Consider the following 20,553-nt stretch of genomic DNA (forward strand, 5'->3'; position numbering starts at 1 on the left):
CAGGACATCGAAGACTTTCCATGAAAGACACCATCATCTCGCTTCTGGAGCGCGCCCTGGAAGACCTCCAGCGCCAGGCGGTATTGCCCTCCGAGCTCGCCCCGACCATCAAGGTCGATCCCGCCAAGGACAAGGCCCACGGTGACTACGCCACCAATCTGGCGTTGATGCTGGCCAAGCCAGCCGGCCTGAAGCCCCGCGAGCTGGCCGAGAAGCTGGTGGCTGCCCTGCCCACCAGCGAGGCCGTCAGCAAGGTCGAGATCGCCGGCCCCGGTTTCATCAACTTCTTCGCCGCCACCGACGCCGCCGCCCAGGTGGTCCGCGAGGTGCTCGACAGCGGTGATGCCTTCGGGCGCAATCTGGTGGGCCAGGGACAGAAGGTCCAGGTGGAGTTCGTCTCTGCCAACCCGACAGGACCGCTGCACGTCGGTCACGGCCGCGGTGCCGCGATCGGCGACTGCCTGAGCCGGCTGCTGGAAGCCTCGGGCTTCGATGTCACCCGCGAGTTCTACTACAACGACGCCGGCGCCCAGATCACCAACCTGGCCCTATCGGTGCAGGCCCGAGCCCGGGGCGTCACCCCCGAAGACGACGCCTGGCCCGCCGACGGCTACCGGGGCGACTATATTACCGACGTGGCCAAGGCCTACCTGGCCGGCGAGACCGTCCACGCCGATGACCGACATGTCACCGCCAAGGCCGACCCGGACGACCTGGACGCCATTCGCGACTTCGCCGTGGCCTATCTGCGCCGTGAACAGGATCTGGACCTGCGCGCCTTCGGCGTCGAGTTCGACGTCTACTTCCTGGAATCCTCGCTGTATCGAGACGGCAAGGTCGCGGCCACCGCCGAACGCCTGGCGGAGAAGGGGCATACCTACGAGCACGAGGGCGCCACCTGGCTGCGCACCACCGATTTCGGTGATGACAAGGACCGGGTGATGCGCAAGCGCGACGGCGACTACACCTACTTCCTGCCCGACGTCGCCTATCACCTGAACAAGTGGGAGCGTGGCTTCACCACCGTAATCAACGAGCAGGGAGCCGACCACCATTCCACGGTGACCCGGGTGCGTGCCGGGCTCCAGGCACTGGAAGCCGGCATCCCCGACGGCTGGCCCGACTATGTACTGCACCAGATGGTGCTGGTCACCCGCTCCGGCGTCGAGGTGAAGCTCTCCAAGCGCGCCGGCAGCTACGTCACGCTGCGCGACCTGATCGACGAGGTGGGACGCGATGCCACACGCTTCTTCCTCGCCGCGCGTCGCGCCGACTCCCAGTTGACCTTCGACATCGACCTGGCCCGTTCCCAGTCCAACGACAACCCTGTCTATTACGTCCAGTACGCCCACGCTCGGGTCTGCAGCATGCTGCGCAAGGCCGAGGCCGATGAGCGTCCCTTCGATCATGAACTCGCCATCGACAACCTGGCCCTGCTCGACGCCGAACAGGAAAAGACCCTGCTCAACCGGCTGGCCCGCTACCCCGAGGTCGTCGAGCGCGCCGCCCTTGCCCGGGAACCCCAGCAGATCGCCCAGTACCTCCAGGATCTCGCTGCCGAATTCCACACCTGCTACAACGCGGTGAAGGTGATGGTCGAGGACGATGCTCAACGCAACGCCCGCCTGGCTCTGGGCCTGGCCGCGCGCCAGGTACTGCGCAACGGACTCGACTTGCTGGGCGTCAGCGCCCCCGAGGAGATGTAATCCATGGCGACCCGCAAGAAGACCCCGCCACGCAAGCGCGGCGCCACCAGCCAACGCCGCTCGTCCAAGGGCAAGGCGCCACGTCGTGGCCTGCCGGGATGGCTATGGGGGCTGGCCGGTCTGGTGGCCGGCTTTCTGATCTCCCAGCACCAGCATGGCACCGCGCCCTGGCAGGAGGCGCCGGAGACGCCCCTGGCCAGGTCGGAGTCCCCGTCATCCGAGACGCCGCCGGAGGACGACACGTCCAAGGAACAGGACGCAAAATCGGACGAGTCGCCCATGCCGACCTTCGAATTCTATACCCTGCTGCCGGAATCCGAAGTAGTCGCGCCGGGCGGGCAGGTGCCCGACTCACCGCCGTCACGGCCGAAACGTAAAGAGTCGACGTCGCAGGACGAGGCCTCCGAGTCACAGGCCTCGGCGGACGATCCCATCGCCCAGGTCATCGCCGCCAATACTACCCAATCCTCGGAAGCCTCGGCCGACGAACCGGAGATCGAGGCCGATGGACGCTACATGCTTCAGGCCGCCTCCTTCCGCTCGACCGCCGACGCCAGGCAGCTCGCCGATCGCCTCAAGAACTTCGGCCTGCTGGCCAATATCACCGAGGTCAAGACTGGCGACGGCACCACCTGGCACCGCGTCCAGGCCGGTCCCTATACTGATCGCAACGAGCTCACCCGAGCCCAGGACCTGATGGTCACCCAGGGCATCGAGCCCTTGCTGATCCAACTGCAGAACTGAGTGGCGGCGGCTCTGCCGCCCCGCCAGGCGGTTGAATTTCCTCCCCCCCGCCCGCACCTACTCGGACAACGCATTCTCACGGCGCCAGCCAGCTGGCGCCGCAAGTCATCGGGAGCCCAGCTCCCCTAAGGAGTCCCCTCCATGACCACGATCGTTTCCGTGCGTCGCGGCGACCAGGTGGCCCTGGCCGGCGATGGCCAGGTTTCTCTGGGCAACACCGTGATGAAGGGCAACGCCAGCAAGGTGCGTCGCCTCTACCGTGGCCAGGTACTGGCCGGCTTTGCCGGCGGCACCGCCGATGCCTTCACCCTGTTCGAGCGCTTCGAGGCCCAGCTCGAGAAGTATCAGGGCAATCTGGTCAAGTCCGCCGTCGAGCTGGCCAAGGACTGGCGAACCGACCGCGCCCTGCGCCGCCTCGAGGCGCTGCTGGCGGTGGCCGACAAGCACGCCTCGCTGATCATTACCGGCAATGGTGATGTGGTCGAACCCGAGCGCGGCATCATCGCCATCGGCTCGGGCGGCAACTATGCCCTGGCCTCGGCGCGCGCCCTGCTCGACAACACCGACCTGCCGGCCCGCGAGATCACCGAGAAGTCGCTGGAGATCGCCGGCGACATCTGCGTGTTCACCAACCACCACGTCACGCTGGAAGAGCTCTGATCATGACCCAGATGACCCCCCGCGAGATCGTCCACGCCCTGGACCAGTACATCATCGGCCAGCAGGACGCCAAGCGTGCCGTGGCCAGCGCCCTGCGCAACCGCTGGCGCCGCATGCAGCTCGACGAAGAGCTGCGTCAGGAAGTCACGCCCAAGAACATCCTGATGATCGGCCCCACCGGCGTGGGCAAGACCGAGATCGCCCGCCGCCTGGCCAAGCTCTCCGGCGCCCCCTTCATCAAGATCGAGGCGACCAAGTTCACCGAGGTGGGCTATGTGGGCCGCGACGTGGAATCGATCATTCGCGACCTCACCGAGGCGGCCATCAAGCTGGTCCGCGAACAGGCCAAGGATGAAGTGCGCCATCGGGCCGAGGACGCCGCCGAGGATCGCATTCTCGACGCCCTTCTGCCGCCACCGCGCGGCCAGGAAGATCAACCACGCACCGACAACGCGACCCGTCAGACCTTCCGCAAGAAGCTTCGTGAAGGCCAGCTCGACGACAAGGAAATCGATATCGAGGTCACGCCTCAGGGGCAGGGCATCGACATCATGACGCCGCCCGGCATGGAGGAAATGACCAGTCAGCTGCAGAGCCTATTCTCCAACATGGGCAAGCAGAAGACCGAGACCCGCCGCGTCGCGGTCAAGGACGCCTTCGCCCTGCTGCGCGACGAGGAAGCCGCCAAGCTGGTCAACGAGGACGACATCAAGCAGCGCGCCATCGAGGCGGTGGAGCAGCATGGCATCGTCTTCCTCGACGAGCTCGACAAGGTCGCCAAGGGAAGCGGTCAATCCAGTGGAGGTGAGGTCTCCCGCGAAGGCGTGCAGCGCGACCTGCTACCGCTTATCGAAGGCTCCAGCGTCTCCACCAAGCACGGCATGGTGAAGACCGACCATATCCTGTTCATTGCCTCCGGTGCCTTTCACCTGTCGCGTCCTTCGGACCTGATCCCCGAACTCCAAGGCCGACTGCCGATCCGCGTCGAGCTCAACGCCCTGACGCCGGACGATTTCAAGCGCATCCTGACCGAACCCTCGGCAGCCCTGACTCGCCAGTACGAGGCACTGCTCGCCACCGAGGGCCTCAAGGTGGCATTCACCGACGACGGCATCGAGCGCATTGCCGAGATCGCCTGGAAGGTCAACGAAGGCACCGAGAACATCGGCGCCCGCCGCCTGCACACGGTGATGGAGCGACTCCTCGAGGACGCCTCTTTCAAGGGTTCCGACCTCGGTGAGACACTGACCATCGACGCCGCCTACGTCGACTCGCAACTCGGCGAACTCGCCGTCGACGAAGACCTCTCGCGGTATATCCTCTAAGCTGCGGCCGCGCCGCTTGGAGAAGGAAGATCGGCGCTTCGCGCCTTGAAGGAAGAAGAGGAGCCCTTCTTCTTCCTTCCCTCTTCCGTCTTTCCTCTCACCGGAGGTGCCCATGTCCGCTCCGATCCCCACCAAGATCCACTACCACAAGCAGGCCCGTGAGCTCGAACTCGGCTACGCCGACGGCACGAGCCACCGTCTGTCGGTGGAATATCTGCGCGTCTTCTCGCCGTCCGCCGAGGTGCGGGGCCACGGTGGCCCCGAGTCCGCCACCCTGCAGGTCGGCAAGAAGGACGTCGGTCTGGCCAACATTTCGCGGGTCGGCCGCTACGCGATCAAGCTGCACTTCGACGATGGCCACGACAGCGGCCTGTACAGCTGGGACTATCTGCACGACCTCATCCAGCACCGTGACGCCAACTGGGCCGATTACCTGAAACGCCTGGAGGAAGCCGGCGCCTCGCGAGAGCCGATGGGCATCGAGATCAAGCAACTGTAGGGACAAGCGAGGATGTTCTTGCCGCCCCCGGAACTCTTCCGCTTCCCCGGCTGGGTGACCGGCATCGGCGTCAAGACAAGGGCGGTCACGGGGCGCTACAATATCGCCCCATCGAGCGAGGCCTGGCCTCGCCTCCTTCAGTGCAGCTGATTCGGGAGCCCCTCGCATGACCAGCGACAAGCACACCACGCATTTCGGCTACCAGGAAGTCCCGGTCACGGAGAAGGCCTCCCGCGTGGCAGACGTCTTCCATTCGGTGGCATCCCGCTATGATGTGATGAACGACCTGATGTCCTTTGGCATTCACCGGGTCTGGAAACGCCTGACCATCGAGCGAGCCGGCGTACGACCCGGCCACAACGTGCTCGATATCGCCGGCGGCACGGGCGATTTGACCTTCAGGTTCTCGCGACTGGTCGGCCCACGTGGCCGCGTGGTTCTGGCCGACATCAACGAATCCATGCTGCGGGTCGGCCGTGACAAGCTGATCGATCGCGGCGTGGGCGGCAATGTCGAGTACGTGCAGGCCAACGCCGAGACCCTGCCCTTTCCCGACAACAGCTTCGACTGCATCACCATCGCCTTCGGCCTGCGCAACGTCACCGACCAGAACGCCGCCCTGCGTTCCATGACACGAGTGCTCAAGCCCGGTGGCCGACTGCTGGTCCTGGAGTTCTCCAAGCCCCGCAGCGCCCTGCTCAACCGAGCCTACGACGAGTATTCCTTCCGCCTGTTGCCCCGCATGGGCGAATGCGTCGCCGGCGACGCCGACAGCTATCGCTATCTGGCCGAGTCGATTCGCATGCACCCCGACCAGGAGACCCTCAAGGGAATGATGGAAACCGCCGGCCTGGAGCGCGTCGAGTACACCAACCTCACCGGCGGCATCGTCGCCCTGCATCGCGGCATCAAACTGTGAGGCCGAGATGACATCGACCCTCTTGCTGGCCGGCCTCGAACGCACCCTCAATGCCTTGCTCGCCCGCGACCCCGCCGCGCCCTCACGGTTGGCGCGACTGGCCGGAAAATGCATCCTGCTGCGCCTGGAAGCTCCCTCCCTGGCGCTGAGCGCCCACTTCCACCCCGGCGGCATCGACCTGTTGCGCCCGGACGAGCCCGATGAAGCCTCCTTCGATGCCATCGTCGAGCTCGACACCGAGACCCTCGGCGAGCTGCTCGGCGGCGCCTCCATCGAGCGCCTGATGTTTCAGGGCAAGCTCTCGGTCAGAGGCCGCGTCCACCTGCTGGAAGAAGTCCGCGACCTGCTGCTGGACCTCGACCTGGATTGGGAAGGCGAACTGGCACGCTGGCTCGGCGACGTGCCCGCCCATAGCCTGGCCGAGGGCATGCGCAGCGTCGGTCGCTGGGGGCTTCGCACCCAGCGCGAGTTACGCGCCGACGTGGCCGAGTATGTCTTCGAAGAGGCCAGGTGGTTGCCGGGACAGCATCAGTTCGAGGTGATGCGAGACCACCTCACCGAACTGGAACTCGCCACCGATCGCCTTGAGGCGCGCCTCGAACGGCTGCGCCGTCGGCTGACCGCCCCGGAGACCTCGGCATGATCTCGCGCCTGCTGCGCATCACCTGGGTCATCAGCCGCTATCGGCTGGATACCCTGCTGCCGTTGACGCGCATGCCCTGGTGGCTGCGCGGGCTCTTCCTGGTGTCGCCGCTGCGCCTGATCCCCACCGGCCCGCGCTGCCGCGGCGAGCGGTTGCGTCTGGCCCTGGAGACCCTCGGGCCGATCTTCATCAAGTTCGGCCAGGTGCTGTCGACGCGTCGTGACCTGTTGCCGCCGGATATCGCCGATGAGCTCAAGCGTCTCCAGGACCAGGTCCCGCCCTTCCCCGGCGAACAGGCCAGCGCGCTGGTCGAGCAGGAACTCGGCATGTCACTCGACGAGGCCTTTGTCCGCTTCGCCACCGAGCCCCTGGCATCGGCCTCCATCGCGCAGGTTCACGCCGCGACCCTTCACAGCGGCGAGGATGTGGTAGTCAAGATCATCCGCCCCGGCATCGAAAGAGTCATGCGCCAGGACATGGCGCTGCTGTACCGGCTCGCCGGCATCCTGGCACGGATTCCCGAGGCCCGCCGCCTGCGACCGGTCGAGGTGGTGCGCGACTACGAATCGACGCTGTTCGACGAGCTCGACCTGACCAAGGAAGCCGCCAATACTTCCCAGCTCAAGCGCAACTTCCAGTACTCGCCGCTGCTGTACGTACCGGCAATCCACTGGGACCTGACCCGCCATCGGGTCATGGTCCAGGAACGCATCCACGGCGTCCCCGTGGCCGATACGGCCGCACTCGAGGCCCAGGGCACCGACCTCAAGAAACTCGCCGAACGCGGTGTGGAAATCTTCTTCACCCAGGTCTTTCGCGACAACTTCTTCCATGCCGACATGCACCCGGGCAACATCTTCGTGGCCCGCGAGACACCCCGGGATCCGCAGTACATCGCCATCGACTGCGGCATCGTCGGCAGCCTGACCCGCGAGGACCAGGACTATCTGGCTCGCAACCTGCTGGCCTTCTTCCACCAGGACTACTACGAGGTCGCCGCTCTGCACATCGAGTCCGGCTGGGTCGGCGAGGACACCCGGGCCAACGAATTCGCCGCCGCCGTGCGTACCGTCTGCGAGCCGATTCTCGAGAAACCGCTGAAGGACATCTCCTTCGGCCAGGTACTGCTCGGCCTGTTCCAGACCGCACGGCGCTTCAACATGGAAGTCCAGCCGCAACTGGTGCTGTTGCAGAAGACCCTGCTCAATATCGAGGGCCTCGGGCGCCAGCTTTATCCAGACCTGGACTTGTGGGCCACGGCCAAGCCCTTCCTCGAGCAGTGGATGCGCGAGCGTGCCGGCGCACGCGGGTTCTGGGAATCTCTCAAGCGCCAGGCCCCGGAGCTCTCCCGCCAGCTACCGGAACTTCCCGTACTGGCCCACCAGGCGCTGGCCCGGGCCGAGCGCGGCCATCAGCATCAACGCCGCCAGTCCGAGGCCGTGGATGATATCCGCCAACGCCTCGGGCGGCAGAGCCGCCGTCATCGGCGCTTGCGCCTGGGCATATTGCTGGTGGCCGTGGCCCTGGCCTGGCAACCACTGGCCGAATGGGCCGACGGACAGCCCTGGCCGGTGCTCGGCGCCGCCCTGCTGGGCGCCTTGCTGTTGGCCTGGAACTGATCACCCTGTAACGGAATCTTAAACAATGAGCGATATTCTCGAACGCCTTCATGACGTGCTCGAACAGCGTCGCCATGCAGACCCGGAAGACTCCTACGTGGCCGCCTTGCATCACAAGGGCTTGAACAAGATACTCGAGAAAGTCGGCGAGGAAGCCACCGAGACACTGCTGGCGGCCAAGGACGCCGAGGGAGGCGGGGACGACCAGCGCCAGGCATTGGTCGCCGAGACCGCCGACCTGTGGTTTCATAGCTTGGTGATGCTCTCGCACCTGGACCTGGATCATCGCCAGGTGCTCGACGAACTGGCCCGGCGCTTGGGCGTTTCCGGGCACGATGAGAAGGCCGCTCGATAACGCCGACACCGTCGCCGTATCGACGCTCCCGATTCGCACTTTCGCTTCGGCAGCTCCGAAGCCAAAACCTGAGGAAGTCTCCATGTTAGGTGGTATCAGTATCTGGCAACTGCTGATCGTGCTCGGCATCATCATCCTGATCTTCGGCACCAAGAAACTGCGCAATGTGGGCGGCGACCTGGGCGGTGCCGTGAAAGGCTTCAAGAAGGCGATGAACGAGGACGAAAAGGGCAACGACAAGAGCACGGACGATCCTCAGGCGCGCGTCAGCCACGACGACGAAGGCACGACCTACGACGTCAAGGCCGAGCGCAAGGCAGAGGAACAGGACGAGCGCAAGTAAGCCGCCATGTTCGACATCGGCTTTCTCGAACTCCTGATCCTCGCCGTCGTCGGCCTGCTGGTGCTGGGTCCCGAGCGCCTGCCTCGCGCGGCCCGTACCGCTGGACTCTGGATCGGCCGCATCAAGCGTTCCGTCTCCGACATGCAGCGGGAGATCAACAGCCAGCTCGAGGCAGAAGAGCTGCGCCGCAAGCTCGACGAGCAGCAGAAAAAGCTCGACGAGAGTGTCGATCGCGTCAAGCGCGATGTGGAAGGCCTCGCCAAGACCGACACCCCCAGCACCGATGACGCCCCTTCCACGGGCCATGAGCCCTCCCACGACACAGGCATCGAGCGTCGCTCCGACGAATCCACTTCTAAAGATGCCGACAAGGACGCCGCCTCCCGATGAGCCAACAGGAGCAAAAGCACGCCCCGCTGATCGAGCACCTGATCGAGCTGCGCTCACGACTGATGCGCGCCGTGGTGGTCATCCTGGTGATATTCCTCGGGCTCTACGCCTTCGCCAACGACATCTACACCTTCGTTGCCACCCCCTTGATGGCGCTGCTGCCGGAAGGCTCGCAGATGATCGCCACCGAAGTGGCCTCGCCCTTCCTCGCGCCGTTCAAGCTGACCCTGATGGTGGCGGTCTTCATTGCCGTACCTTTCGTGCTCCACCAGGCCTGGGCCTTCATCGCCCCGGGCCTGTACGACAACGAAAAGAAGCTGGCCCTCCCGCTGCTGGCCTCGAGCATCGCGCTTTTCTACGCCGGCGCCGCCTTCGCCTACTACGTGGTCTTCCCGCTGCTGTTCCAGTTCTTTACCCAGGCCGGGCCCGAGAACGTCGCGGTGATGACCGACATCCAGCAGTACCTCAACTTTGTCCTCAAGCTGTTCTTCGCCTTCGGCGTGGCCTTCGAGATTCCCATCGCCACCTTCCTGCTGATCCTCTCTGGCGCCACCACCGTGGAGAGCCTGTCCCGCAAACGCCCCTACGTCGTGCTCGGCTGCTTCGTCATCGGCATGCTGCTGACCCCACCTGACGTCGTTTCGCAAAGCCTGTTGGCGATACCGATGTATCTGCTCTACGAAGTGGGGCTGCTGTTCGGCCGGCTGATCAAGCGAAAGCGCGACGCGGATGCGGCCGACGAGCCATAAGCTCTAAGCTCAAAGGCAAATGAATGCAAAGCGCCTCGATAGCAAAGCCATCGAGGCGCTGTTCCTCCCGCTTGAAGCTTCCAGGCGCGAAGCACCGCTCTTCCAGCTTAAAGATCCATCAGCTCATCGATACGGTCGACCAGCTTGAAGATCCCGGTGGCGGCTTCGCCGATGCGGGTTGCCAGCATGTAGGCCGGCGTGGTGACGACACGGTTCTCGAAATCCACGACGACATCCTCGACACCGCAGCTGCGGTGCAGCCCGCCCATGGCGCTGATCGCGCCGGCCACGCTCGGATCGTGACCGACGGTCACGGCAATCCCCGGCCCCAGCAGTCGCGGCACCATGACGGGAGCGATGCACATCAGGCCGATCGGCTTGCGATCCTCGTAGAAGTCCGCCAGCGCTTCCCCGAGCCCAGCCTGGATGACCAGATCGGCACCGTCTTCGGCAAAGGTGGAAAGGTTCTTGGCCACCCCGAAGCCACCCGGCAGAATCACGGCGTCGAACTCATCGGCCTCCAGCTCCTCGAGTGGCGCGACATCACCTCGGGCAAGCCGTGCCGATTCGACGAGCACGTTGCGACGCTCCTCGCTCTGGGACTCCCCATTGCGGTGGTCGATCACATCGTGCTGATCGATGTTCGGGGCGAAGCAGCGATATCCGATGCCCAGTTGGTCCAGACGCAGCAGGGTCAGGGTGGTCTCGTAGATCTCCGAGCCGTCCTGCACCCCGCACCCCGACAGAATCACTGCCACCTGCTTGCTCATGCTCGTCTCCTTGAACGCGTGCTCCCACCGGTTTCGCCGGGCGGGGTCAGTCAATGTGAACCCTTCACTCTAGAGAGTCGCCAAGGGTGCGACAAGACGCATCTTTCGAGACCCTGCCACGCTGATATACTCGAGGCATTGTCATCACAATGTCATCTCGGGCCGCCAGACTTCCCCTTGGCGGCCCAGGTCACCAGTCGGAGTAATCGCCTTGAGCCTCATGACCTCACGCCAGTTCCCTGCCACACGCATGCGGCGCATGCGTCGTGACGACTTCTCGCGTCGCATGATGCGCGAGAACACCCTGACGCCTGCCGACCTGATCTGGCCGGTATTCGTGCTCGAGGGCGAAGGCCAGCGTGAAGCGGTGCCCTCCATGCCCGGCGTGGAGCGGCTATCCCTGGACCTGCTGATCGAGGAGGCTCGGGAGGCCCGCGACCTGGGCATTCCCGTACTGGCACTCTTCCCGGTGGTGGAGTCATCGCTGAAGAGCGAGCTGGCCGAGGAGTCGTACAGCGCCAGCGGGCTGATCCAGCGCAGCGTGCGCGAACTCAAGCGCGCCGTACCGGAAATCGGCATCATGACCGACGTGGCCCTGGACCCCTATACCAGTCACGGGCAGGACGGCATCCTCGACAGCGAGGGCTATGTGCTCAACGACCGCACCGTGGAGACCCTGATCAAGCAGGCACTGTCCCACGCCGAGGCGGGCGCCGACATCATTGCCCCATCCGACATGATGGACGGGCGCATCGGTGCCATTCGTCAAGTGCTGGAGAAAGAGCAGTTGCACAATACGCGGATCATGGCCTATAGCGCCAAATACGCCTCGAGCTATTACGGTCCCTTCCGCGACGCCGTGGGGTCGGCCAGCAATCTGGGACGCGCCGACAAGGCCACCTACCAGATGGATCCCGCCAACGGTGACGAGGCCCTCCACGAAGCCGCCCTGGACCTGGCCGAAGGCGCCGACATGGTAATGGTCAAGCCCGGCATGCCCTACCTGGACGTGGTGCGTCGCGTGAGAGACGAACTCCGGGTGCCGACCTTCGCCTACCAGGTCAGCGGGGAGTACGCCATGCACATGGCGGCCTTCGACAACGGCTGGCTGGATGCCGACGCGGTCATGCTGGAGTCGCTGATGTGTTTCAAGCGCGCCGGTGCCGACGGCATCCTGACGTATTTCGCCAAGCGAGCGGCTCGCCTGCTCGCCGACGGTTCCGATAACACCTGAACGCCGGACGGGAGCCCCGCCGGCTGACGACAGCAGGGATCTCCCATGGAAGAATCGCATCGCCCAGAGGCCAAAAGCGAGCTGGACATCACCCCGAGCGGCGAGGCCCCGGTACCTCGACTCAACCAGACACGCACCGGCATCAAGCCCAAGGCGATGCCGGACCCGGAAGCCGATCTCACCGACCCGGGTCTGTACTTCAATCGCGAACTGTCGCATCTGCAGTTCAACGTACGGGTCCTCGAGCAGGCACTGGACGAGGCGCATCCGCTCCTCAATCGACTGATGTTCCTGCTGATCTTCTCGTCGAACATGGACGAGTTCTTCGAGATCCGGGTAGCGGGCCTCAAGAACCAGGTGGCCCTGGGCGACGAGACGACCGGCGCCGATGGCCGACCGCCCCGCTCGGTACTGGCCGAGATCTCCCAGATCGCTCATGAGCAGGTCGAGCGCCAGTATCGCATCCTCAACGAGCATCTCATCCCGGCACTGGAGCAGCAGGGCCTGAGGTTCCGGCGCCGCGGCGACTGGAGCGAGGCACAACGCGAATGGGTCCGTGACTATTTCGAGTCCGAGATCATGCCAGTGATCAGCCCCATCGGCCTGGACCCGTCACACCCCTTCCCGCGGCTGGTCAACAAGAGCCTGAACTTCATCGTCGAGCTGGAAGGCAAGGATGCCTTCGGCCGCGAGGGCGGCATGGCGATCCTGCCGGCGCCACGCTCCCTGCCCCGAGTGATCGCCCTGCCCGGTGAGCTGTGCGAGGAAGGCTTCACCGAGTACGTTTTCCTGTCATCGATGATCCACGCCCATGCCGAAGAGGTCTTCCCAGGCATGTCGGTGCGCGGTTGCTACCAGTTCCGGCTGACCCGCAATGCCGATCTCTCCGTGGATCCCGAGGACGTCTCCGACCTGGCCTCCGCACTGCGTGGCGAGCTACTGTCACGCCGTTACGGCAGCGGCGTGCGCCTCGAGGTAGCCGACAACTGTCCCGACGAACTCGTCGACTTCCTGCTCAAGCAGTTCGAACTGGGCGAGGCGGACCTCTACCGGGTCAATGGCCCGGTGAACCTGACCCGCATGATGTCGGTGCTCGGCGAAGTGGATCGTCCCGAACTGCTCTACCGCGCCTTCATCCCCGGCCAGACCAAGGCGCTGAGCAAGCGCGACAGCGTGCTGCACGCCATGGCCGAGGGCGACATCCTGCTTCATCACCCCTTCCAGTCCTTCGCCCCCGTGGAAGAACTGCTGCGCGAGGCGGCGCGGGACCCGGATGTACTGGCCATCAAGCAGACGCTCTACCGCACCGGCGCTGACTCGCCGATCGTCAATGCACTGGTGGAAGCCGCTGGCAACGGCAAGGAAGTAACCGTGGTGATCGAACTGCGGGCGCGGTTCGACGAAGCCGACAACCTGGCTCTCGCCTCGCGGCTGCAGGAGGCCGGCGCCATCGTCATCTACGGCGTGATGGCCTACAAGACCCACGCCAAGATGATGCACATCGTGCGTCGCGAGCGCGGCGAACTGCGCCACTACGCCCACCTCGGCACCGGCAACTACCACTCCAAGACCGCCAAACTGTATACCGACTACAGCCTGCTCACCGCCAACCCGGTATTGTGCGCCGACGTCCACAAGGTCTTCCAGCAGCTCTCCGGCATGGGCCGGGCACGCAAGATCGAAAAGCTGCTGCACGCGCCCTTCACCCTGCACGAGCGCCTGGTGGAAATGATCGATCGCGAAGCCGCGCATGCCCGCAAGGGCAAGCGGGCTCACCTGATCATCAAGTGCAATTCACTCACCGAGCCCAAGCTGATACAGGCGCTTTACCGCGCCTCCCAGGCCGGCGTGGAATGCGATCTGATCATCCGCGGCATGTGCTGCCTGCGCCCCGGCCTGCCCGGCATTTCCGAATCCATTCGCGTGCGCTCGATCATCGGCCGCTTCCTCGAGCACACCCGGGTGTTCCACTTCCACAACGACGGCAAGCCGGAAACCTGGGGGTCAAGCGCCGACTTCATGGCACGCAACATGTTCCATCGCGTGGAGACCTGCTTCCCGTTGCTCGACAAGAAACTGGCCGCACGGGTGCGCAAGGATCTCGAGACCTATCTGGTGGACAACTGCCAGAGCTGGCTGCTGCAGGGCGACGGCACCTACGTCAAGCAGACGCCCGGCGACGCCGCCCCGATCAGCGCCCAGGAGACGCTGCTTTACGCCTACGCGGCGCGTGCCTGAAAGCCGTAAGCCGGCATGCGGCCACCCAGGACGACGAGAAAAGTTTTACTTAAAGCTTACGGCTCTCAACTTCCAGCGCCGGGCGAAGCCCGGCGCAACTTCTCGGCCGCCGTCAGCAACAGGTGCTCGGTCGTCTCCCAGCCGATGCAGGCATCGGTCACCGAGACGCCATAGCGCAGATGATCGGGTTCGAGAGGCTGCTTGCCCTCGTGGATGTGGCTCTCGAGCATCAGGCCGATCAAGGCATCGTCGCCCGCCAGGCGTTGCCCCAGCACGTCGAGCATCACTTCGCTCTGGCGTCGATGGTCCTTGCGGGCATTGGCATGGCTGCAGTCCACCATCAGGCGCGGCGAGAGACCCGCGTCCACCAGGGCCCGGCGACTCGCCGCCACCTGGGGAGCCCGGTAATTGGGTTCACCGTGCCCGCCCCGCAGGACCACATGGGTGTGAGGATTGCCGGCAGTCTCGCGCACCACCGGGCTTCCATCCGGCGCCATGGCGAAATGCTGATGAGGGTGCCGAGCGGCATGCATGGCATCCAGCGCGACTCCGATGTCTCCGCTGGTGGCATTCTTGAACCCCACGACGGCCTCGAGCCCGCTGGCCAGTTCCCGATGCAGCTGGGACTCCGTGGTACGCGCCCCGATGGCGACCCAGGACAGCAGGTCGTCCAGATAGGCGGCCAGCATCGGCTGCAAGAGTTCGGTGGCGACCGGCAGCCCCAGTTCAGCGATGTCTCGCATCAGTCGGCGCGACAGCGAAAGGCCCCGCGCCATGTCACCGCGACCATTGAGATCCGGGTCATAGGCCAGCCCCTTCCAGCCCACGGTAGTGCGAGGTTTTTCTACATAGACCCGCATCACCGGCAGGATGCGATCGTCGATACGCGGTGCCAGCTCGGCCAGGCGGCGAGCATAGTCGAGGGCGGCGACGGGATCATGAATCGAACAGGGGCCGACGATCACCAGCAGACGGTCATCGCGGCCGGCAAGGATGTCACGGATGGCCTGGCGATGTTGCTGGATACGACCGGCGAGCGGCGTGGCAAGCGAGACGTCGTGACGAAGTGCTTCCGGGGTTGGCAAGACAGTCTCGCCGGTACGGTCGGTCAGGGCGTGTCGAGAAAGCGAGGAAACGGGGGCATTCATGAGCTTCAACTCCGTGAGCGTGAACATCGATTGGCTGTCGTCGTGCCACCGGCAAGCTCACGGTCGGAGGTGGCATCCAGGCCCGACCGCGCAACGCTAAATCGCCAGCCGTAACCGTAATAGTCCCGTCCCAGGATACGGCGGTCGGCATGGAAGCGATGGTTGACGGTCATGGTCGTTCTCCTCGATGAATGCATGGGACAAAACGCGAAACCCCCGGGCGGGGTTGCCGTCCGGGGGTTTCGTCGATGGAGGCAACCCTGGGTGGGGCGAGCCTCGCGGTGGTGTCCTTCGCTGTCTTGGCGTCAGGACACGACCGCCGGCACGCCGTCGCTAAACCAATAGCGATAGCCGGGCCACCGGCCCTCGAAACGCTGCCCACGACCATACGCCGCCTGCGGGGCGGAACGTAGGAATCGGGTGCAAGGGCTCGCGGGCATGGTCGTCTCCTGAAATCTCCCCAACATCCTGCCGTGTCGTGGCGCCGATGACAAGCGCTCATGTGCTCCACACCGTCGATGGCATCACTAGCGCAGGTGTCGGCCGCCATCCACCGGCAGTGTCGTCCCGGTCACATAGCGGTTGTCGAGCAGATAGCGCAGGCTCTCGTAGATCACGCCGGGGCCGGGAATCGTGGCCATCGCCGACTTGGCCCTGGCCTTCTCCGCATAGGCCTCATCGTCGTTCTCGCCCAGCATGATCATGGCCGGCGCGATGGCGTTGACCTGGATCGTGGGGGCATAGCGGGCGGCAAAGGACAGCGTCAGGTTCTCCAGCCCCGCCTTGGAAGCCGCATAGGCGATATGCTTGCGCGATCCTCGGGTCGCCACGTAGTCGGTCATGTGCACGATGTCGCGCAACGGCTCGCCGCACGCCTCGAGAAGCTCGCGCGCCTCGAGGTTGATCAGGTAAGGCGCCAGCATGTGCACCCGGAACAGGTGCTCGAAGTTGGTGCCGGCCTCACCGCCCTCGGCATCGGGTAACCAGTCGCTGGCATTATGGACGATGGCCCGCAGCGACGAGGTGGTTTCCCGAAGCCGCGCCATGAAATCGCGAATGCCCGCCTCGTCACCGAAATCGGCCTGCAGCGTCACGATGCCACGCTCGCGCAGGGCATCCAGTGCCGGCCGTTCGCGACGATAGGTGACGATCACCGGATGGCCATCGTCACACAACCGCTCGGCACAGTGCCGACCGAGTCGCTGTGCCCCGCCGGTGATCAGGATCGGTGCCGCGCTCATGCCCTTCTCTCCTTGACCAGACTCCCTACGGTCGGCACCAGAGGCTCTCTCGGCGCGTAGGCAAAGACATCGGAAAACACCCGGGACGGCACCAACCCAAGCGATGCCAGGACATCGACACAGGCATAGACCATGCCCGGCGAGCCGGACAGGTAGACATCGTGGGCGGAGACATCGGCAAGCCGCTGTGCCAGCACCTCGTCCACGCGCCCACGGTGTCCACTCACCCGTTCGTCATCGAAATCCGCCGCCACCCCGGCCTCGCTGACGCCGTGAAAGTGGACATGGGGATACGCCGCAGCCCACTCCCGGGGCAAGCGTTCCAGGTAGAAATCCCGACGCTCCTTGGCCGCCCACCACAGCTCGACATGACGCTCGGGGTCTTCGGCCAGGGCCGACTCCACGATGGCCTTCATCTGTGCGAAGCCGGTGCCGGCAGCCACCAGCAGCAAGGGGCGCCGACTGTCGGGATCGATGATGCAGTCGCCGCTGGGAAGGCGCAGCCTGAGCTGCTCGGCCTCCACCAGTAACTCACGCAGCTTGGCTGAGTTGCTGCGTTCCGGCCAATGCTGGATATGCAGCTCGATGCGCCCATCCCCGCCATGGGCATTGGCAATGGAGAAAGGCACCCATTCCCCCTCACCGATATCGAGTTCGAGATACTGGCCGGCCGCGTGGGCCACGGCCTCGGCACGGCCTTCCAGATAAACGCGAAAGACGTCGGGCGTGAGGTCCTCGACCTCTGCTACCCGGCAAGTCAGGGTTCTGGCTGTCATGCATGCCTCTTGTCGGTGTCGGGGAATTCGATGCCAAGCTCCGCCCAGCGCTCGCTGACCCTGGCCTTCACCGCCTCGTCCATGACGATGGGTCGGCCCCACTCGCGCTCGGTCTCACCTGGCCACTTGCTGGTGGCATCCAGCCCCATCTTGGAACCGAGCCCCGCCACCGGGGAGGCGAAGTCCAGATAATCGATGGGCGTGTTTTCGACCATCACGGTATCCCGGGCAGGGTCCATGCGCGTAGTGATCGCCCAGATGACATCCCGCCAGTCTCGGGCGTTCACGTCATCGTCGAGCACCACCACGAATTTGGTGTACATGAACTGGCGCAGGAAGCTCCACACGCCCATCATCACCCGCTTGGCATGGCCCGGATACTGCTTCTTCATGGTCACCACCGCCATGCGGTAAGAGCACCCTTCGGGCGGTAGATAGAAGTCGACGATCTCGGGAAACTGCTTGCGCAGGATGGGCACGAACACTTCATTGAGCGCCAGCCCGAGCACCGCCGGCTCGTCCGGAGGGCGTCCTGTATAGGTGGAGTGATAGATGGCGTCGCGTCGCATGGTCATGCGCGTCACGGTGAAGACCGGAAACTCCTCCACCTCGTTGTAGTAGCCGGTATGGTCGCCGTAGGGGCCTTCCGGCGCCGTGTCGTCGGGATGAATGACGCCTTCGAGGATGATCTCCGCCGAGGCGGGCACCTCGAGGTCGACATGCCCGCCCTTGACCAATTCGGTGCGCGACCCGCGCAGCAGGCCAGCGAAGGCGTACTCGGAGAGCGTATCGGGCACCGGCGTCACGGCGCCGAGAATGGTCGCCGGGTCGGCCCCCAGCGCCACCGCCACCGGGAAAGGCTCGCCGGGATGCGACTCGCGCCACTCCTGATAGTCCAGCGCACCGCCCCGATGGGACAGCCAGCGCATGATCAAGCGATTGCGCGAGAGCTTCTGCTGCCGATAGATGCCCAGATTCTGGCGCGACTTGTTCGGCCCCCGGGTCACCACCAGCGGCCAGGTGATCAGCGGCGCGGCATCGCCTGGCCAGCAATGCTGGATGGGCAAGCGGTCGAGATCGACCTCGTCGCCCTCATACACCAGCTCCTGGACCGGCGCCTTGCGAACCGTCTTGGGGCCCATGCGCATGACCTGCTTGAAGACCGGCAGCTTGTCCAGCGCATCGCGGAACCCCTTGGGCGGCTCGGGCTCCTTGAGGAAGGCCAGCAGCTCGCCCACCTCGCCGAGCGCGCTCACCGACTCCTGCCCCATGCCCATGGCCACCCGCCTCGGCGTTCCGAACAGATTGCCGAGCAGCGGCATGTCGTGTCCCTTGACGTTCTCGAACAGCAGCGCCGGGCCACCGGCACGCAGAGTGCGGTCACAGATTTCGGTGATCTCGAGATAGGGATCCACCTCGGCAGTGACGCGCGTGAGCTCGCCCTGTTGCTCCAGCACCGCGATGAACTCGCGCAGATCCTTGTACTTCATGCGGCCTTCCCGTTTCCCGAACGACACACAGCAAAAGGGGCAGCATATCATGCTGCCCCTTCGGGATGCTGCGCCTGGGCGCCATTGCCCGACACCCCTGCGCCGATCGACCCGAAAATGAAGAAGAGCGGCGAGGCGTTGAGAGCTGGCCGTTGCGAGCGAAGACGAGACAAGGCGGAAAACAGCGAAAGTGCGGAGTTTACTTTAGTAAATGAGCAGCTTGAGCTGTTTTCCAACGCCGCATCGTCGAGTGCTGCAGGCCAGAATCAACGTCTTTTCATGGCCTCGAAGAATTCCAGGTTGGTCTTGGTATCCTTCAAGCGATCGATCAGGAACTCGGTGGCCGCCACGTCTTCCATGGGATTGAGCAGCTTGCGCAGGATCCACATGCGCTGCATTTCCTCCTCGGAGGCAATGAGATCTTCGCGGCGGGTGCCGGAGCGACGGATGTTGAGCGCCGGATAGACACGCTTCTCGGCCAGCTTGCGGTCCAGGTGGGCCTCCATGTTGCCGGTGCCCTTGAACTCCTCGAAGATCACCTCGTCCATCTTGGAGCCGGTATCGACCAGCGCCGTGGCGATGATGGTCAGGCTGCCGCCTTCCTCGATGTTGCGCGCCGCACCGAAGAAGCGCTTGGGCTTCTCGAGGGCATGGGCGTCGACACCACCGGTCAGCACCTTGCCCGAGGACGGCACGACGGTGTTGTAGGCCCGGGCCAGGCGCGTGATGGAGTCGAGCAGGACCACCACGTCACGCTTGTGCTCGACCAGTCGCTTGGCCTTCTCGATGACCATTTCGGCGACCTGCACGTGACGTGCCGGCGGCTCGTCGAAAGTCGAGGCCACCACCTCGCCACGCACCGTGCGCGACATCTCGGTGACCTCCTCGGGCCGCTCGTCGATCAGCAGCACGATCAGGTGACACTCGGGATTGTTGCGGGTGATGGACGTGGCGATGTTCTGCAACATCAGCGTCTTGCCCGCCTTGGGCGGAGACACCAGAAGGCCACGCTGTCCCTTGCCAATGGGCGAGGTCAGGTCGATGATCCGCGCCGTCAGATCCTCAGTGGAGCCGTTGCCGATCTCCATGCGCAGTCGTTCCTGGGGGAACAGCGGCGTGAGGTTCTCGAAGAGGATCTTGTGCTTGGCGTTTTCCGGCTTGTCGAAGTTGATCTGACTGACCTTCAACAGCGCGAAGTAACGCTCCCCTTCCTTGGGCGGACGAATCTTGCCGGAAATGGAGTCGCCCTTGCGCAGATTGAAGCGCCGGATCTGAGAAGGCGAGACGTAGATGTCATCGGGGCCGGCCAGATAGGAACTGTCGGCGCTACGCAGGAAGCCGAACCCGTCCTGCAGGATCTCCAGCACACCATCCCCGTAGATGGCCTCGCCGCTCTTGGCGTGCTTCTTGAGAATGGCAAAGATGATGTCCTGCTTACGGGAGCGCGCCAGATTGTCGATGCCCATTTCGCGGGCAATCTCCAGGAGTTCCGGCACGGGCTTTTGCTTGAGTTCGGTAAGATTCATCGGTGTGTTCAGACGTTGCTCTTGAAAGCCGGGCGATATGCGCCGTGATGGACAGAAGGCGAGACGGAAACGCCATAGTTGGGTGCGTTCAGAGCCCGGACAGGCTGCTCTCGTTTGCGCGGATCCTATGGCCATGGAGGGACAACCGCCAAGTACGGGGATGTCGACCATGAACGTA

The 20,553-nt window shown here is 64.5% G+C and carries 22 protein-coding genes; 15 read left to right on the forward strand and 7 right to left on the reverse strand.

Annotated features, from left to right (window positions below):
• Positions 1 to 20: 20 nt before the first annotated feature.
• The 13 genes from argS to tatC all read left to right on the forward strand — a co-directional run bounded on the left by argS (position 21) and on the right by tatC (position 9,952).
• Positions 21 to 1,706 (forward strand): arginine--tRNA ligase, encoded by a 1,686-nt coding sequence (gene argS / locus HSDC_RS09140; RefSeq protein ID WP_064699618.1) that lies wholly within the window; start codon positions 21 to 23, stop codon positions 1,704 to 1,706.
• 3 nt (positions 1,707 to 1,709) lie between these two features.
• On the forward strand, positions 1,710 to 2,450 hold the full coding sequence (locus HSDC_RS09145; protein ID WP_064699619.1) for an SPOR domain-containing protein: 741 nt from the start codon (positions 1,710 to 1,712) through the stop codon (positions 2,448 to 2,450).
• A gap of 141 nt (positions 2,451 to 2,591) precedes the next feature.
• Positions 2,592 to 3,110, forward strand: a complete 519-nt coding sequence (hslV, locus tag HSDC_RS09150; protein WP_064699620.1) for an ATP-dependent protease subunit HslV — start codon at positions 2,592 to 2,594, stop codon at positions 3,108 to 3,110.
• A 2-nt stretch (positions 3,111 to 3,112) separates the two neighbouring features.
• Positions 3,113 to 4,435 carry an ATP-dependent protease ATPase subunit HslU gene (gene hslU / locus HSDC_RS09155; RefSeq protein WP_064699621.1) on the forward strand — a complete coding sequence of 441 codons (1,323 nt, stop codon included), beginning with the start codon at positions 3,113 to 3,115 and terminating at the stop codon, positions 4,433 to 4,435.
• Between the two features lie 112 nt (positions 4,436 to 4,547).
• Positions 4,548 to 4,934, forward strand: a complete 387-nt coding sequence (locus HSDC_RS09160) for a gamma-butyrobetaine hydroxylase family protein (RefSeq protein ID WP_064699622.1) — start codon at positions 4,548 to 4,550, stop codon at positions 4,932 to 4,934.
• A 12-nt stretch (positions 4,935 to 4,946) separates the two neighbouring features.
• Entirely contained in the window at positions 4,947 to 5,084 is a 138-nt protein-coding gene (locus tag HSDC_RS16860) for a hypothetical protein (protein WP_170862758.1), read from the forward strand.
• A gap of 16 nt (positions 5,085 to 5,100) precedes the next feature.
• Positions 5,101 to 5,853: a bifunctional demethylmenaquinone methyltransferase/2-methoxy-6-polyprenyl-1,4-benzoquinol methylase UbiE gene (gene ubiE / locus HSDC_RS09165; RefSeq protein ID WP_064699623.1), complete on the forward strand. Its 753-nt coding sequence runs from the start codon at positions 5,101 to 5,103 to the stop codon at positions 5,851 to 5,853.
• A 7-nt stretch (positions 5,854 to 5,860) separates the two neighbouring features.
• Positions 5,861 to 6,496 carry a ubiquinone biosynthesis accessory factor UbiJ gene (locus HSDC_RS09170; protein ID WP_064699624.1) on the forward strand — a complete coding sequence of 212 codons (636 nt, stop codon included), beginning with the start codon at positions 5,861 to 5,863 and terminating at the stop codon, positions 6,494 to 6,496.
• Positions 6,493 to 8,115, forward strand: coding sequence for a ubiquinone biosynthesis regulatory protein kinase UbiB (gene ubiB, locus HSDC_RS09175; protein WP_064699625.1), 1,623 nt, complete (start codon positions 6,493 to 6,495; stop codon positions 8,113 to 8,115). The genes HSDC_RS09170 and ubiB overlap by 4 nt, the downstream gene beginning before the upstream one ends.
• 25 nt (positions 8,116 to 8,140) lie before the next feature.
• Positions 8,141 to 8,470, forward strand: coding sequence for a phosphoribosyl-ATP diphosphatase (locus tag HSDC_RS09180; protein ID WP_064699626.1), 330 nt, complete (start codon positions 8,141 to 8,143; stop codon positions 8,468 to 8,470).
• Between the two features lie 82 nt (positions 8,471 to 8,552).
• A complete protein-coding gene (tatA, locus tag HSDC_RS09185; protein WP_064699627.1) occupies positions 8,553 to 8,813 on the forward strand; it encodes a Sec-independent protein translocase subunit TatA in 261 nt (86 codons plus the stop codon).
• A gap of 6 nt (positions 8,814 to 8,819) precedes the next feature.
• The gene (gene tatB / locus HSDC_RS09190) at positions 8,820 to 9,203 is read left to right on the forward strand and encodes a Sec-independent protein translocase protein TatB (RefSeq protein ID WP_064699628.1); all 384 of its coding nucleotides are present in this window, start codon (positions 8,820 to 8,822) and stop codon (positions 9,201 to 9,203) included.
• Positions 9,200 to 9,952, forward strand: coding sequence for a twin-arginine translocase subunit TatC (gene tatC / locus HSDC_RS09195; protein WP_064699629.1), 753 nt, complete (start codon positions 9,200 to 9,202; stop codon positions 9,950 to 9,952). Before tatB ends, tatC begins: the two co-directional genes overlap by 4 nt.
• Positions 9,953 to 10,059: 107 nt before the next feature.
• Here the strand turns inward: tatC and elbB are convergent, their stop codons facing one another.
• Positions 10,060 to 10,722 carry an isoprenoid biosynthesis glyoxalase ElbB gene (elbB, locus tag HSDC_RS09200; protein ID WP_064699630.1) on the reverse strand — a complete coding sequence of 221 codons (663 nt, stop codon included), beginning with the start codon at positions 10,720 to 10,722 and terminating at the stop codon, positions 10,060 to 10,062.
• A 220-nt stretch (positions 10,723 to 10,942) separates the two neighbouring features.
• Between elbB and hemB the strand changes: the two genes are divergently transcribed.
• Together hemB and ppk1 are read left to right on the forward strand one after the other, a co-directional pair.
• Complete coding sequence (hemB, locus tag HSDC_RS09205; protein ID WP_425292851.1) at positions 10,943 to 11,956, forward strand: porphobilinogen synthase; 1,014 nt, start codon at positions 10,943 to 10,945, stop codon at positions 11,954 to 11,956.
• A 45-nt stretch (positions 11,957 to 12,001) separates the two neighbouring features.
• Positions 12,002 to 14,194 (forward strand): polyphosphate kinase 1, encoded by a 2,193-nt coding sequence (gene ppk1 / locus HSDC_RS09210; protein WP_064699632.1) that lies wholly within the window; start codon positions 12,002 to 12,004, stop codon positions 14,192 to 14,194.
• Between the two features lie 65 nt (positions 14,195 to 14,259).
• On the opposite strand, the gene HSDC_RS09215 is transcribed toward ppk1, so the two are convergent.
• The 6 genes from HSDC_RS09215 to rho form a co-directional block, all read right to left on the reverse strand.
• Positions 14,260 to 15,342: a 3-deoxy-7-phosphoheptulonate synthase gene (locus tag HSDC_RS09215; RefSeq protein WP_064699788.1), complete on the reverse strand. Its 1,083-nt coding sequence runs from the start codon at positions 15,340 to 15,342 to the stop codon at positions 14,260 to 14,262.
• A 5-nt stretch (positions 15,343 to 15,347) separates the two neighbouring features.
• Positions 15,348 to 15,515 (reverse strand): hypothetical protein, encoded by a 168-nt coding sequence (locus HSDC_RS16865; RefSeq protein ID WP_170825692.1) that lies wholly within the window; start codon positions 15,513 to 15,515, stop codon positions 15,348 to 15,350.
• A gap of 354 nt (positions 15,516 to 15,869) precedes the next feature.
• Positions 15,870 to 16,583 (reverse strand): dihydromonapterin reductase, encoded by a 714-nt coding sequence (gene folM, locus HSDC_RS09220; protein ID WP_064699633.1) that lies wholly within the window; start codon positions 16,581 to 16,583, stop codon positions 15,870 to 15,872.
• Positions 16,580 to 17,359: an NAD(P)H-flavin reductase gene (locus HSDC_RS09225; protein ID WP_064699634.1), complete on the reverse strand. Its 780-nt coding sequence runs from the start codon at positions 17,357 to 17,359 to the stop codon at positions 16,580 to 16,582. Before HSDC_RS09225 ends, folM begins: the two co-directional genes overlap by 4 nt.
• On the reverse strand, positions 17,356 to 18,849 hold the full coding sequence (gene ubiD / locus HSDC_RS09230) for a 4-hydroxy-3-polyprenylbenzoate decarboxylase (RefSeq protein ID WP_064699635.1): 1,494 nt from the start codon (positions 18,847 to 18,849) through the stop codon (positions 17,356 to 17,358). The genes HSDC_RS09225 and ubiD overlap by 4 nt, the downstream gene beginning before the upstream one ends.
• Before the next feature lie 266 nt (positions 18,850 to 19,115).
• Positions 19,116 to 20,375, reverse strand: coding sequence for a transcription termination factor Rho (gene rho, locus HSDC_RS09235; protein WP_064699636.1), 1,260 nt, complete (start codon positions 20,373 to 20,375; stop codon positions 19,116 to 19,118).
• Positions 20,376 to 20,553: the final 178 nt, after the last annotated feature.

Origin of the sequence: Halomonas caseinilytica, assembly GCF_001662285.1 — a bacterium.
Lineage (GTDB): Bacteria > Pseudomonadota > Gammaproteobacteria > Pseudomonadales > Halomonadaceae > Halomonas > Halomonas caseinilytica.